Raw genomic sequence first — 14,660 nt, 5'->3', positions numbered from 1 at the left:
GTTGAAACCCGAATAGGAGAAAAATATGCCCGTTATTAGTTTGGCTCAAATGCTTGAGTCAGGAGTTCACTTCGGCCACCAAGCCCGCCGTTGGAACCCCAAAATGGACCCTTATATCTTTACAGAGCGCAACGGGGTTCACATCATTGATTTGGTGCAAACTGCCCAGTTGATGGATGAAGCTTACCACTACGTTCGGTCTGCATCTGAATCTGGCAAGAAGTTCTTGTTTGTAGGCACCAAGCGACAAGCAGCTGGAATTATTGCTCAAGAAGCAGCTCGCTGCGGTGGCTACTATGTCAACCAGCGCTGGTTGGGGGGGATGCTCACCAACTGGACCACCATTAAAACTCGAATTGAGCGTCTCAAGGATCTAGAAAGACGATACGAGAGCGGTATTTTTGACCTCTTGCCCAAGCAAGAAGCCTCAATGCTGCGCCGTGAACTGGATAAATTGCAGAAGTATCTCGGTGGTCTTAAGCAAATGCATAAGATCCCCGATGTGGTGGTGATTATCGATATCCGCCGAGAATACAACGCAGTGCAAGAGTGCCAGAAGCTGGGCTTACCCATTGTCTCCTTGTTAGACACCAACTGCGACCCAGATTGGGTGGATATTCCCATTCCCGCCAATGATGATGCAATTCGTTCCATTAAGCTCATCATCGGGAAGCTTGCCGATGCTATCTATGAAGGCAAGCATGGTCAAGTCAGTGCTGAAACCTTTGAAGATGCAGACATTCCATCTGCCATTGACTTTGAAGATGAGGCACCAGCAGAACCCGTTGCTGAAGTAGCAGACACTGAAGTCGCGGCAGCAGAGCCTGAGGTTGAAGCCGTTCCAACAGCTGAAGTTGAAGCGCCCGCTGAAGAAGCTCCTGCTGAAGCTCCTACTGCTGAAGAAGCTCCTGCTGAAGCTCCTACTGCTGAGGCAGAAGAGCCTGCAGCTGAATAGAGCCTTGCTGAACATCTAAGGGGAGCCTACTGTGTTCCCTTAGATGTCCCTTAACGTTTTAGCTTCAAGATAAACACCATCATAGATACACCGAGAAAAGACCATGGCAGCAATATCAGCAAAAGATGTTAAAGAACTGCGTGATAAAACTGGCGCAGGGATGATGGACTGCAAGAAAGCCTTGCAAGAAAACGATGGCGATCAGGAAAAGGCCATTGCCTATCTGCGGAAAAAAGGCCTCTCCCAAGCTGGCAAGAAGTCCGGTCGCGTGACAGCAGAAGGGCTAGTGGATAGTTATATTCACTTTGGTGGTCAAATTGGTGTATTGGTCGAAGTCAACTGTGAAACAGATTTTGTAGCCCGCAATGAAGCTTTCAAAGAGCTCGTACAAGACATTGCCAAGCAAATCGCAGCTTGCCCGAATGTCCAATATGTTGATACCGATGAAATCCCTCAGGATTTTGTGGAAAAAGAGAAAGCAGTGGCCATGGGATCTGATGCCCTCAAGGGTAAGCCAGACAATATTAAAGAAAAAATTGTCCAAGGCAAGTTAGACAAGACCTTAAGAGAACTTTGTCTCTTGCATCAACCCTATATCAAAGACCAAAGCATTACGGTCCAAGAGCTACTTCAGCAAGCGATTTCTAAGCTGGGCGAGAACATGAAGGTTCGTCGCTTTACTCGCTTTGTCCTAGGCGAAGGCATTGACAAAGTGGAGTCCAACTTAGCCGAAGAAGTGGCAGCCCAAACCAAGCCACAGGCTGAGGCTAAACCTGCGGAAGAAAAACCTACGGAGAAAAAGACTTCTTCTAAGAAGAAAAAAGGCAAGAAAAAGTAAACAGCTAAAAAGGTAGACACTGGTCTACCTTTTTAGTTTTATCAACTGTAGTGTTCAGCTCACCGCCTCATGTTTCAGGCTGCTACCGTTGTAAAAATGGTGTTATCTGGCTCCTAAACTTGAAATAATCCAGCGATTGATATCTGGTCCAAATTGAAGCTGGGTACAATTGCATAACGATGCGATCGCAACCTGCGATTCTCGTTATCTTAGTGGCTACGCGCCGATTGGTAATGATGGTCCCAGAAATTACACAAATTCAGCAAAGCCTTGATCAGCTGGCTCAAAAAACCGTTGAACTCACTCAAAAAGTTCATGAGCAGTATGGACAGTATTTGGCGCTACTTGGCCCTGCAGTCTCTCAGAAACTGGTTCAGGCTAGCTATCATCTCTGTACACAGGTGAATCCAGATAGCTTTTTAAAGTTATCTTTGAATCAACAACAAACCCTACAACAAGAGGTGCAACGACTAGGCACCCAGTTGCAGGAAGCTCTAAAAGCCGTCACTCAGCCCTTAACAGAGTTAACTCAGGAAGAGAGCGTGGATCCTGAGCACTTATCCAACCTCTTGCAAGATATGGAGCAGGCAATTCTAGATGCCTTGCGTCAAATTTCTCAGCAGGCCAATGAATGCTTGCAAGAATATGACATTGTCAACATCAGCTCTATGGATCTACTGTTTGATATTGCCAGCAAAGCAGCTGAGCAAGGGCGACCGATCACAAGTGCCCCCCATTTAATCAAAGCGCTGATGGATGATCAAAACGACGACTCATCTGAGGACAGTTCAGATCCAGTGGTCGCGATTTTCCTGCAATTATCCGATTTAGAATTTACCGATATAGAAGTCATGAATGAGCGGCATCAACTCCGCCAGCTCTGGCAACAGCTCAAAACCATACGAGAGTCTTTTCACAAAAAACAGCGAGAAAAGACCGTCGCTGAGGCCACGGCAGCCTGGCGAGCCAGTTGGTTCCCAGCAGAAGTCAACGAATAAGCTTGACCCTTTGGGTTTCAAAAAAATAGATCAGAAAGATAAATAGTTCTAGTGCTTCTCTAGCAACTCTCCCAAAAGTTTGACAGACTGGCTTTTGTGTCAGGTTTGCAAGCGTAAGGAGCGGCTCTGATGATGCGTTTCAAATCGGTGTCCATCGCACTGTTAAGTGGAACAGTAATAGTTCTAGCGGGAATACTTCCCCACAGACATAGCCAAGCTGAAACCCTGACCTATCCCAAGACGGTCCAAGTGAAACCGGGGGGTGCCAGCATTTTTGCCCAGCCCAAAAACTCTGGTGAAGTCATTGGCGAATACAAAGCCGGTGTGATTCTAAATCCAACCCTGCGCGTTTTCAGTAATGAAGGGCAAATTTGGTTAAAAGTAGGCGACCATTGGATTCCTGAAGCCTCATTACGTGTGGTAGAAGGTGCTGTTCCATCCCCTTCCCCAGCAAAGTCTCCTGCTCCAACCGCATCTCCTGCCCCACCCACGTCTTCACCTCCACCTACCGCTAAGTCACCATCTGCGCCCCCTAAACCATCAACGCCAAAAGGGAAACCCCTCGCTGCTCCGGCCATTAAAACCCCACGAACTGCAGAGGTGATTGCGAAGGACGCAGACGTTGCAATTAATGTCCGTGAGGAACCTAATACTGACTCTAAATCTTTGCTAGCTGTTAAGTCGGGGGAACAAGCTGAGATTTTAAAGCAGACCTTAGGAGAAGATTCTTATACCTGGTACAAACTGAAATTCACCCAATTGGGGGCAGAAGGATGGATGCGAGGTGACTTTGTCAAAGTCCATGCTCAAAAGAAGCCTCAGCCTCAAAGCTCTGCAGCTCCCCTTAAGAATCCAGGAGCCATCACATCACCCCCTGGTGTGTTTGTCGCTCTCCAAACGACCCCAGCTCAACAAACTGCAACTCAATATCGGGCCAGTTCTGGCCAGAACGTCGAACTTCTTAAAATGGTCAAGGGCGAAGATGGGTTTGCCTGGTACAACGTCCAGTTTATAGATAATGCCGAGGCCAAAGGGTGGGTCCGTGGTGATCAGGTGAGATGGCTTGTGAGCTATACCCAGCCCAAACTGGCTAAGCTGAGTGCCTCCCCAGGGCAAATCATTCCCTTTTATGCCAAGCCCACCGAGGAGACAGCGTTGCCCATTCGCGGTGTCTCAGGCCAAGCCGTAGAGGTGCTGAAGCAGGCCAAAGGAAACAATGGCTATGCCTGGTATTCACTCAAAGTGCAGGATAAACCGACCGCTCAAGGTTGGGTCAAAGGTGAGAATGTTCGGTTGCAGCTATAAGCGGTTTACTGTGATCGTTACAGCAAAAGGGCAGCGAGAAGAACAGCAGCCTCTAATCGTTGATCGATAACAGAACCTTTTGCGTACCCCGCTGTTGTGCCACTTCAAATGCCTTAATCCCTTGAGAGAGGGGAAAGGTGGTTTGGATCAAGGAGGTTACGTCCACCGCCGACTGGTCTAATAGATCTAAAGCCTTCGCAAAGGGACCACAGCGAGACCCCAATACCGTCAGCTCATCAACCACAATAGCCGCAGCGTCAATGGTTAAATGCTCGGCATAGGTACTTTTGAGCACTAACGTTCCTCGGGGGCGCAGGGCCTTACGCGCCAAGTCAAATCCTTGAGGGTTACCTGTACATTCAACGGCGATATCAAAAGAACGAAGCTGCTGATTGAGATCGGGTTCAAATCCAGTTGCAATGTTGCGGACCGAGAGATTGTCTAATTTCTCGGCATGGCGACCCACTACAAAAAGTTGACATCCTGTAAGAGCAAGGGTTTGAGCAACCAGCTGACCCAGCTTGCCATCACCGACCACCAGCACCCGGTGGGAGGGGGAGATGGCTATTTGCTCCTGAATCTCTAAGGCCGCCGCTAGGGGTTCGGTAAACGTGACCACTTGATCCGGGAGATGATCGGGAACGGGATGGAGATTCGCAATGGGTAAGGTTAAATATTCTGCAAATGCTCCATGACGGTTGACGATACCTAGAACAGACCGTTGTTCACAGTGGGTCGATAAATGACGGCGACAATAGTCGCAGTTGCCACAAGCTGCATTGATTTCACCGACTACGCGCTTGCCTTGCAAATGAGCCGGTCCCTGTTCGACCTGGCCAACAAATTCATGGCCTAGAATGCCGGTATAGGGGTAATAGCCCTTGATTAACTCCAGATCGGTATTGCAAATTCCGGCTTGTCGAACCCGGACCAAGGCTTCATCCGCTTGAGGTTGAGGCAGCGGCAGGTCAGTGCGATGCTGAAGTTGATTGTCTTCTAACCAAAGCCCTTGCATAGTCTTCTCCACAGTCATCTCCACAGTCATCTAGTCCAGAAATGGCAAGCTGTTTTCTTTGAGGGTTGTTAAAGCAATGCATCAGGCATGGTTCTAACTAATTGGGTTTGAATTTGATATTTCTGTAACTTATTTAAAGGTTTGGCGTAGTAAATTAAAGGGCAGAGAGCGGTTGGCATAAGCCTTGAAACCAGACGGTGTGATCTCAGAGGGAAGTAAGCTGTGATCTGGGTTTTGCCATACTAAGGATAGGAGTGATATACCTGAATTGTAACTCTTACGTTCAATGAGGCTTTGAAGGCATTATGAAGCGCCACCAGATCACATCTATGATTGCGTTGTCCGTCGTGGCTGGTGCAACCTTGGTTATGGGAACTCAACCTGCACAAGCCGGTGAGGCACGATTCAGTTGCGCCCTAGGCAGTGGCACCCCAACGACTATGGCCAAAACCAAGCGAGGTTATGTACCCGTCATTCGCTGGACCTCTGAATATTTTGGCGCTTCCGGCTGGTCTCCAGAAGCTCGTTGTGCTGAGGTTTCGGATCGCTTCGACTCCTTTTATCAAAAGGACACCCTCAACTTCCTGACCACAGGGCGAATGAATCGCCAATCTGTCGTTTGTGTCGCCAATTATAAGGGCGGTCCTTGCAGTGGTTTATTGTTTACCCTTAAGCCTGGCAGCAATCCTGGACGAACCTTGCAACAGCTTCTCAGTGTTCGAGTCGGTGCATCAGGCCCTCTCAATGAGTCTACGGCTCGGGTGTATATTGACATGGAAGATTTCTTGAGTAAGGCACCTGTGGAGAAAGAAGCGGGGGCAACGAAGAGCACCCCTCAACCCAAGATTGAATCAACGACTCCAAAATCTACAACCACCCCTGCTGCGACTAAGCCTTTGGGATTGTGGTAAATCCTTAAGTTCGTGACCCATACTGGTTGGCCACGAATAGTTTAGATAACAACAAATCTGGGAACTTTGGGCTATAAATGCAGGTGAATCTGGGCAAGAGAGCTTCTCTCGCTGAGCGTTAACCTGCATTTTCCCTTATCCAGTTCCGTTAATGCTAAAGCGCACCTCTGGTGAGAGAAGTTATAAATCAGAGCCACCAGACTGTTACGAGCGATTTTTCTGAGGCTAAATCTTGATGCATCCGATGTTACGACATCGTCTTAGACCATCAACCCCTGGACGATGGCAGCTAGCCCCTGATGGCTGTCAATCTGGGTTTATGGATCAAGACGTCAAGTAACAGATGGTATGGTCCCCACGTTAAGTCTGTATTCCCTATGCACCATAGCGCTATGGTTGCCAGGCATACCGCCTAGTGCGGAACTCTGTGCTCCAGTTCTTGGGGGGCCTTTGCTCGCAGCCCCAGCGAAGACTGATCCAGCGAAGACTGATCCAGACCCCGTCTCGGTTGAACGGGTACGCCGTTATGCCCGAACCATTACGGTGACGGTGTGGGTTGATGATCGATGGAGTTCTGGGATTTTAGTGCATCGTCAAGGGCAGACCTACACGGTGATCACTAATCAGCATGTCGTTGCCTTTGGTAAACGCTATCAAGTGGAGCTGGCGGATGGGCAGCGTTATGATGCCGATCTGAGATCTTCTACGGACAAGGAGCAGAACGATTTGGCGGTACTTGAATTTCAAAGTCCTGACGTTTCCTATGCCGTCGCTAGGTTCGCCTCCTCTCTATCCCTAGTACCCGGTGTCCCTGTCTTTGCTGCCGGATTTCCTATTGCTAAAACCAGCCAACCTCAATTTCACTTTACGTCAGGACAAGTTTCTTTGATCTCTGATCGGGTATTGCAGGGTGGCTATCAGATCGGCTATACCAATCCGATTCAGAAAGGAATGAGTGGTGGCCCTGTCTTAAATCGTTGGGGGCAGGTGATTGCGATTAATGGGATGCATGCCTATCCCCTTTGGGGTGATCCTTATATTTTTGTAGATGGTTCCAAACCCCATCCCGTCGACCATCAAATCATGCGACAGTCTAGTTGGGCTATTCCTGCAGAACGATTTTTGCAGTTTATCCCCACAGCCCGCAAGGTAAAGCAAGAGCAGTTGTAGATGAGGGCTTGCCCCTAGAATAAGGCGTTGGACAAACGATGCAAGACGGCAATCCACATATCGGCTGGGTCACTGTAATACTCAATGTCATCGACTTGGTAGGTTGCACATTGATCAGGCTGCGTAATTTCAATATAGTCACCGGGTTGAATATGAGAGCCTTGAGCGGTCATAGAGTAGTAGTCCGTTCTATGCTCAATCGCGTTAATCACAAAGTTCTGGTGACTGTCATACAAGTGATAGTGATAGGTTTTGTAGGGGCATTGGAAAAACTGGAGAATTGACATACGGAATGAACAGTTGGGCGTCAAAGCACAGATTCAAGAATGATGCAAAGACTGGGATAAGCAAACTGCTGGCCAGGACGGTTATAGAGGCTCAAGATTCGTCAGACTTTTATTCAACCCAGGGCCAGCAATTGTAAATTCAATATTTCATGAGGTATCGGCTGCTATTCGAGGCTCTGGATCATCCAACATAAACTGGAGCAAATGCTCCCAACTCTCAAAGAGCAAGTATTTGGTCAAAGTCTGAATATCGTGAAAAAAGCCTTGTCGGGTTCCCCGTTGCTTTCGCATGCGTTGATAAGTGGAGTCCACCAAGTGCAAGACGGTATGAAATAAGAATGCCAACAGGTTGAGTACCAATAGCACAGCAGCAAGGTTCTTCTGACCATGACCAAAATTATGTTCTAAGTGATAGCCCTTGGTTTTGAGGACATTGTGTCCTTCATTCTCCGCTTTCCATCGGGCACGTCCAGCACTGACAATCTCGGCCACACTTTGGTCATTGATGAAATGGTGAGTAATGAACGCGTTGTGATACATAGTCTTTCCATCAGCAGCACGAGTAACAGAGACTTCGCACCAGTTGACCATCACTGCTGGTAGCTCCTCACGCAGGGGGATGCGATTGTAATAGCGATACTGACAAATTTCATGATAGCGACCGTTCCAGCCCCGAGTCTCTAGATGCTCAACATCTCCAATACCTTCTAAATACTCTACCCATTCATATAGCTCTGGATGGGAGGAGGGCAAACAGACAAAAATGAAGTTCAACTCATCCTCTAAACAAGTCTCCACCATCGGTTGACGGCTATAGAGGTCATCGCCAAGAACCGTAATCTTGGCTCCGTCAAACCCTTGAGCATGCCCCTTGATCCACCGTTTGGCCGCAGCGGTTTCACTATCCTGTTTCTCCGCACCATCTTGAGGACGAATGAACTCTGGGGCCAGAGAAATGACATGTTCAATTTCCGGACAAACGAGGACGGGCAACACGGCGGTGTGCGTATAGGTGACACTCCCATCCCGATGGGTTTTGGTAGAACACTGATCGCAACAAATCCGGTTTGAGGAAAAATACTCGCTGCCGTCTAGCCCTACCAACAGGTGTCCACCTAGAACCTTATATTGCTCTAGATAACCTCGTCGTAGGAGAACGCTATAAATTTGATAAAAAATGGGAAACAGAAGACGAAATGCGATCAAGTCCAAAACATTCTTGATTTGGTTGCTCGTGGGGAGTTCTGTTAACTCAAAGAGGGCTTGGGCGTTGTCACGACCATGACGACTATGAACATGGCGTTGGTACTCCAGAAACGAAGGACATTGCATAAAGAAGACAGCAAATGCGCCTAATACAATATCTTTGAGACTAAATTTGGTGCCATTACTGGGTTGACGTGGATCATCGAGGTGCTCAATGAGCTGATGTAGCCAGTGCAGTAAGAGAGGGAAATTTAGAACACCTTCATTCATCGTCTGGGGCTCTGCAAGTGTATGAATACATCCTCAACGACTACAACCTAGCTTGCCAAAATTTTGAATTTACAATTGCTGACCCAGGGCTTTGCCCATAGCAGTGGACGATAAAATGAGCCGTTGCTTAGGAAGTCGGATCAACTGTCCCTCTCGTTCTAATTCGTTCAGTAAGCGCGTGGCCGTAATTCGATTAATCCCGGTGAGCTCAGCAATCAGTTGATGGGTTAGTCCAATATCCAGGAGTTGCCCTTGCTCCACGGGTTGCCCAAACCGATGGCTCAACCAACTTAAAAAATGGAGCAGTCGCTGGGGAGCGGGTTTATAGCTATTGATGCGGAAGAGATCTTCCATGAAGCGAATATGCGATCGCAACACTAATCCCAAGTCTTGGCTTGCAACTGGAACCGCTCGAACTTGAACATCACTGACACTTTCCATTTGAAAGGGGGCCATGCTGGTAAAGCGTTGTCCAAGACAATCTCCGACCCCCCACAGTCCTAAGGTGACTAGATCACCTTCATCATCCCAGGTGACCGTACGAACAACTCCCTGCTCAATACACCATAAATATCCTGCTGATTCATCCGGAATCACTTGTCTGGGCTTGAATTGTAAAAAATCTGGTGAAGGGCTGGGCGAAGTAGCATGCAAAGCAGTCATAGGCTTATATCCAATAAACTAACTGAGATAAGCAAGCCTTTTGGGGCTTTAGCAGTCATATTCAGGCAAATCAGACCTGCAATTCCCCCAAGGCTAGTGTTCAACATGATGATAAGCATGTCAGTCTAATACCAGCCTCAAACAAGGTCAACTTAAGGGGAATTTTGCCCCCTATAAAGTAGAAAAAAATGGAATAATCTAACCTCAATCACTGCAATAGCAATCCTTTCGGCCTGTCCAGGTATCACATCGCCCCTATCACTTTCTTAGCCAAACTCTCCTAGCCGAGAAAGCAGCCTAAACAAGTAGCTCTCAAGCATGGATCACGCTTGAGAGCTAGAGATGGATTAAACGGGCCTAGAGAGATTGCAAAAAGGCAATCAGTTCGGTCCGCTCAGTTTCAGATAGCTGGAGGACAGCCTCCTTCGACGCTTGGGCTTCCCCTCCATGCCAGAGGACAGCCTCCATCAAGTCGCGAGCCCGGCCATCATGGAGGAAAAATGTATGCTTATTCACATTTTTAACTAAGCCAACTCCCCATAAAGGTGGTGTACGCCATTCTTGCCCCTCAGCTTCGAAATCTGGGCGATTATCTGCCAGCCCTGCCCCCATATCATGGAGCAGCAAGTCCGTATAAGGGTGAATGACTTGATTGTTGAATTCTGAGTGCTCAGAGGTCTTGCCCGTCACCATCTTAGGTGTATGACAACTGGCACATTGCGCTTGGTAGAAAAGCTTTTCGCCCCGCTTCTCTGCAACACCCTCAATATTGCGTCTGGCTGGAACCGCCAGCAAACTCATATAGGTGGTGATTTTATCCAAGAATTCGTCACTGACCTCGGGCTGCTCGCCAAATTTAATTTCTTTCAAGCAATCCGGTTGGCCCTCATTACAGCTGGGCTTAGGGAACAAAGAGGTAGTGAGACCAATATCACCATTAAAGGCCCCAGCAATTTGCTGCTTTAAATTGGGTTGATTGGCTTTCCAGCCTAAAATCCCCAATTGCTTATCTTTTTTGACAAAATCCCAAACATAGTTGGGGCGGCCGGAGATACCGTCGCCGTCTCGATCTTCCGGATCAGCTTGTTTCACAATATCTGCTTGGGGAACCGTCTCTAGCAAGCCTAGTCCGAATACTGCCGGAGCGACCCGTGGCGAGAACAAGACCTCATCTCCTAGGGGTCCATAAGCCAAATCCGTGAACCTATAGCTAGGCTGTCGCACACTAAATGGCTTGCCATCTGCGAAGGTGCCAGGTTCTTCTTCCCAGGATACCTGAGTGCGGCCTTCGGATGGGACTCCTAGTATTCCTTGTTCTTGGAGTTGCCCTCCATACAAAGGATGGGGAAGAGGACCACCTTCTTCTGTTTGCCCCGGGATACTCAGCCGAATGAGTTTGGATAACATTCGATCTTCATGGGGCAAGGGCGGACGACCTCTGCCATCCCGTACATGGCACCCTGCACAAGAATTACGGTTAAACAGGGGTCCTAAACCATCCAAGGTCGCGACGGAACTAGGGGCCTGAACCCATTGGGTATTGAACAGGTGATCCCCAAATACAAACACCCGCCTGCGCTTCCGATCTAGATTTTTAATCGGTTGGGCAAAGGCTGTTTTGGTGGCTTTACTCACCGTTGCAGCCGAGCCACCGGAGAGTTCAGTGCGATTGTCAGGGGAGAAGGCTTCTAGAGAAGTGACTCCTCCCTGAATCATCAAAACCATCAGGGCTGTGAAGACAGCCCAGAGGATCAGGAATAGGCGTTTAAACTTCATTCTGCCAATATTTCTACAGAGGTACCGAGTACAGGCCCTAGTTCCTTAAATGCTTCTCCCTGGTTCTCTAAAGCAGTAACCACTGCTTCAACTTCAGCTCTTGGAGGGCTGCCTTGAGCTGATGCCAGAACTTGATCAAAAGGCTGATCGATTTGAGACGCGGACTCTTGGGTTGTGGTGAGAGCTGCGGTTATTTTTTGGTTCAGATCAGGATTCATTTGAGCAAGCAGCTCATCAAATCCTTTGCCTTGATACCCTGCGTAATCACCAAAATAGACATTACTAATGCCTTTAGCATTAAAGACAAAGTCTTGGTGGGTGGTGTCACTAAAACAAGAGTGTTCGTCTTCTTGATTACCACTATCTAAAGCAACCGTCATCCGTTCTGAAGCCATTTCAAAAGCGCTTAAGGTGGCCAGTGCCGTGAAAATTTTGCCGACGGTAGCTTTGGGATCGCCCTGCAAAAACTTAGCCCGATAATTCTCAGCATTGGGCTTCCATTCTGCTTCCAGGAAGGTTAAATCACTCACCAACTGTTGAGTCACTAGGGTTAAATATTGGCGGCGACGATCATTGTTGTTTTGGTTGGGGATAAAGTCTTCAAAGTTGCGTTGTCCTGGCCCCTCATTATTAAAGTCTTGCCCCCAGAGTAAGAACTCGATGGCATGCCATCCTGTACTGACATCTGCTTCATCGGTCACTTGATCACTTTCCAAAATTGAGGCAATCGAAATCTCAAACTTGGGGTTGTTGATCAGGCCACTATCAGGCTTTTCTTTGACGTAATCAATAAAAGCTTCGTTCATAGGCCAAGCGTTAATCCGGCCTTCGGGGCCTTCTTCTCCAGTTTTGGCATCCACGAAGTCAATGGGGCCTTCATAGAAGCGAAAAGCCTCAGTTTGTAAATAGCTTTTGCGAGCTTGCACCCAAGCGTCTTGAGCGGCTTTGTGAGAGGTTTCATTGGGATTATTCAAAAAGGCTGTGATCGCCACTTTCATCATGGCAGCCTGAGTATGAGCGTCTTGATAATTCCGATAGACGACCTCTGCATAGTTCTCTACATAAGGCTTAAGGTCAACATCTTTAACGGCGATTTGCTGACGGCGAGTCGTGGCGTGGTGGTGAGCATTCGCGACAGCAACCGTCGAACAAGTAACGGCACAAAGCAGTACACAACTCAATGTTTTAGACAGTCTTGGAGAAATCATCATGGGCTCTGTAATGGGTACGACAATACAAATTGGATTGCAGGAAATAGGCAAAACAACTCTATATACTTGCAACAGCTCAGTATATATAAGTGAAATTCTTTTAAGATAGCTAAGAAGAAATTAAATCAAACTTACCTGTTACATCCCCCAGAGTGTTTGATCTTGAAAGACCTAGGTGGTTATAAATTTCGATCGATACCATATCATTTATTGAGAAATAAAATCAATAAACTGCAATAAGTTTCCATGAAAACAGGCCTTGGATAGAGGCATTAATGGAACAGATAGTGGGCAAGATCGAGGTGCGATCGCATCTCTCAATACGCCCCTAAACAGGCACTGCAGCTTTTCTTCATTGCAAAACCTGTTGCAGTTGCGTACATGCCGCTTCAATTTTGCTAATACTGCCTGGGTTAACAAGACCGTAATAATCAAAGGCATAAACCCGCTTATTTTGAGTCGCCTTGAGCTTGCTCCAAAAGGGTTCTGATTCAAAAGCCACCACGGGATCTTGCTCCGGGTCTACCACTAGCACAATGTCTGGATCCGCCTCCAACACCTTTTCAGCAGAGAGGGTTACATAGCCTTCCACCGGGCTTTGGCCTTGGAGATCTGCTGCTAAATTTTGAGCCTTGAATTGTTGGAGCAGATCACCCGCCCAACTATTTTTATTGGGAGCTAATATGGGCTGTCGACTGACCAAAACTAACGTTGAGGCCGAGTCAGTCGGAAGTTTACTGAGGCATTTTTGATAGCGGGCCAATAAAGGGGCTGGATCCGCTCCAATTTTTTCTGCAATCTCTTGGGTCAAATCAATTAAATTCTGCCAGCCCTTGACCTCTGTCGTCAGGGTGGCAATCCCCAAATCCTTCACTTTACTGAGGGATTGATCATGAAAGCCTTGAGCACCAATGACCAAGGTTGGCTTGAGGGCGACGACTTTTTCTAAATCAGGCTGCGTGCGTCCTTGACTTACTTGGGGCAGCTCTTGAAATCGCGGATCCTGACTGATTAATCGACTCCCAGGAATGCCCACCAGTTTAGACGAATCCAGATGATGAATGATATCAGCAGTCAGGGAGGTTAAGGCCACCACCTTCACAGGCTCATCCGTTGGAGTAGCGTCTGTAACTGGCGTCTCACTCGTGGACGATGGGGGTGGGTTGGAACAGGCAAACAGTTGACTGCTCAGAAGCAGCGCTGCAATCAGCAGCCGAGAGCGGTTAAGCAAGATCATGGGCAGAAACGGTTGAAGGAATAGGAGGATCGGGGGTGTCAGTGCTGGCAGCAATGGCACAGATTTGCAGGCCCACGGGACTATCAATCAAGGCAGCGGTGATGCCAAAGACATGAGCCAGATTATGGGGGGTGAGCACTTGTTGGGGAGGCCCTAAATCAAACAGTTGTCCCTGCTTGAGAAGCGCTAAGCGAGCACTATAGCGAACTGCGAGATTGACATCATGGAGAACCGTCAGAATGGTCAGGCCCCGGTCTCGATTTAGGGATTTTAGTAGTTCCAGCAGTTCTAACTGATGGTGCAAATCTAAAAACGTGGTGGGCTCATCTAACAGCAAAACTTTAGGGTTTTGGGCCAAGGCCAGGGCTAAAAATGCCCGCTGGCGTTCACCCCCTGACAAATGTTCCAAAGGCCGATTACGAAATGGCAGCATCCCCGTCTGGGCCAGAGCCCGCTTAATATGCTGGTGATCCGCTGGTGTCAGAGACCATTGCCACCAAGACTGATAAGGTGTCCGGCCTAAGCAAACCAGTTGGTGAACCGTAATGCCCGTCGGTAGAGTTTGGTGCTGGGGCAACACCGCCATTTGTTGGGCAACGGCCTGGGTCGATTGGTGGTGAATCGCTTTGCCATCCAGGAGAATCGTGCCCGCTTGTAAGGGCAACATCCGACTGATGAGTTTTAATAAGGTCGATTTACCTGAGCCATTGGCTCCCAGTAAACTTAGCCACTCTCCCTCCTGCAGGGTAAAAGCAACCTCTTTAACAATGCTGGTTTGGTCATAGCCACCACTAATCTGCTGGAGGTCTAGGAGCATA

14 protein-coding genes are annotated in these 14,660 nt (G+C 48.1%); 6 read left to right on the top strand and 8 right to left on the bottom strand.

Annotated elements, in window-relative coordinates; genetic code table 11:
• Positions 1 to 25 precede the first annotated feature (25 nt).
• The 4 genes from rpsB to I1H34_RS01555 all read left to right on the top strand — a co-directional run bounded on the left by rpsB (position 26) and on the right by I1H34_RS01555 (position 4,096).
• On the top strand, positions 26 to 955 hold the full coding sequence (gene rpsB / locus I1H34_RS01570) for a 30S ribosomal protein S2 (RefSeq protein ID WP_212664032.1): 930 nt from the start codon (positions 26 to 28) through the stop codon (positions 953 to 955).
• A 103-nt stretch (positions 956 to 1,058) separates the two neighbouring features.
• Positions 1,059 to 1,793, top strand: coding sequence for a translation elongation factor Ts (gene tsf, locus I1H34_RS01565; RefSeq protein ID WP_212664031.1), 735 nt, complete (start codon positions 1,059 to 1,061; stop codon positions 1,791 to 1,793).
• A 179-nt stretch (positions 1,794 to 1,972) separates the two neighbouring features.
• Positions 1,973 to 2,791 (top strand): hypothetical protein, encoded by an 819-nt coding sequence (locus I1H34_RS01560; protein ID WP_212664030.1) that lies wholly within the window; start codon positions 1,973 to 1,975, stop codon positions 2,789 to 2,791.
• A 129-nt stretch (positions 2,792 to 2,920) separates the two neighbouring features.
• Positions 2,921 to 4,096, top strand: a complete 1,176-nt coding sequence (locus I1H34_RS01555) for an SH3 domain-containing protein (RefSeq protein WP_235106934.1) — start codon at positions 2,921 to 2,923, stop codon at positions 4,094 to 4,096.
• 52 nt (positions 4,097 to 4,148) lie between these two features.
• Here the strand turns inward: I1H34_RS01555 and I1H34_RS01550 are convergent, their stop codons facing one another.
• On the bottom strand, positions 4,149 to 5,111 hold the full coding sequence (locus I1H34_RS01550; RefSeq protein ID WP_212664029.1) for an MDR/zinc-dependent alcohol dehydrogenase-like family protein: 963 nt from the start codon (positions 5,109 to 5,111) through the stop codon (positions 4,149 to 4,151).
• Positions 5,112 to 5,416: 305 nt separating this feature from the next.
• Between I1H34_RS01550 and I1H34_RS01545 the strand changes: the two genes are divergently transcribed.
• Complete coding sequence (locus I1H34_RS01545) at positions 5,417 to 6,022, top strand: COP23 domain-containing protein (protein WP_212664028.1); 606 nt, start codon at positions 5,417 to 5,419, stop codon at positions 6,020 to 6,022.
• A 348-nt stretch (positions 6,023 to 6,370) separates the two neighbouring features.
• Positions 6,371 to 7,192: a S1 family peptidase gene (locus tag I1H34_RS01540; protein ID WP_212664027.1), complete on the top strand. Its 822-nt coding sequence runs from the start codon at positions 6,371 to 6,373 to the stop codon at positions 7,190 to 7,192.
• A gap of 14 nt (positions 7,193 to 7,206) precedes the next feature.
• Here I1H34_RS01540 and I1H34_RS01535 read toward each other — a convergent pair whose 3' ends face one another.
• The 7 genes from I1H34_RS01535 to I1H34_RS01505 all read right to left on the bottom strand — a co-directional run bounded on the left by I1H34_RS01535 (position 7,207) and on the right by I1H34_RS01505 (position 14,659).
• Positions 7,207 to 7,479 carry a sortase family protein gene (locus I1H34_RS01535; RefSeq protein ID WP_212664026.1) on the bottom strand — a complete coding sequence of 91 codons (273 nt, stop codon included), beginning with the start codon at positions 7,477 to 7,479 and terminating at the stop codon, positions 7,207 to 7,209.
• Between the two features lie 147 nt (positions 7,480 to 7,626).
• On the bottom strand, positions 7,627 to 8,955 hold the full coding sequence (locus I1H34_RS01530; RefSeq protein ID WP_212661733.1) for an ISNCY family transposase: 1,329 nt from the start codon (positions 8,953 to 8,955) through the stop codon (positions 7,627 to 7,629).
• Between the two features lie 69 nt (positions 8,956 to 9,024).
• On the bottom strand, positions 9,025 to 9,618 hold the full coding sequence (locus I1H34_RS01525) for a Crp/Fnr family transcriptional regulator (protein ID WP_212664025.1): 594 nt from the start codon (positions 9,616 to 9,618) through the stop codon (positions 9,025 to 9,027).
• A 357-nt stretch (positions 9,619 to 9,975) separates the two neighbouring features.
• Complete coding sequence (locus tag I1H34_RS01520; protein ID WP_212664024.1) at positions 9,976 to 11,394, bottom strand: di-heme oxidoreductase family protein; 1,419 nt, start codon at positions 11,392 to 11,394, stop codon at positions 9,976 to 9,978.
• Positions 11,391 to 12,605, bottom strand: coding sequence for an imelysin family protein (locus I1H34_RS01515; protein WP_212664023.1), 1,215 nt, complete (start codon positions 12,603 to 12,605; stop codon positions 11,391 to 11,393). Before I1H34_RS01515 ends, I1H34_RS01520 begins: the two co-directional genes overlap by 4 nt.
• A 352-nt stretch (positions 12,606 to 12,957) precedes the next feature.
• Positions 12,958 to 13,836, bottom strand: a complete 879-nt coding sequence (locus I1H34_RS01510) for an ABC transporter substrate-binding protein (RefSeq protein ID WP_212666089.1) — start codon at positions 13,834 to 13,836, stop codon at positions 12,958 to 12,960.
• On the bottom strand, positions 13,829 to 14,659 hold the full coding sequence (locus tag I1H34_RS01505) for an ABC transporter ATP-binding protein (protein ID WP_212664022.1): 831 nt from the start codon (positions 14,657 to 14,659) through the stop codon (positions 13,829 to 13,831). Before I1H34_RS01505 ends, I1H34_RS01510 begins: the two co-directional genes overlap by 8 nt.
• Between the last annotated feature and the right edge of the window lies 1 nt (position 14,660).

It is taken from the genome of Acaryochloris marina S15 (genome assembly GCF_018336915.1).
GTDB lineage: Bacteria > Cyanobacteriota > Cyanobacteriia > Thermosynechococcales > Thermosynechococcaceae > Acaryochloris > Acaryochloris marina_A.
Note: the sequence above shows the minus strand (reverse complement) of the source record. Positions and strands in the feature narration are given on the sequence as shown.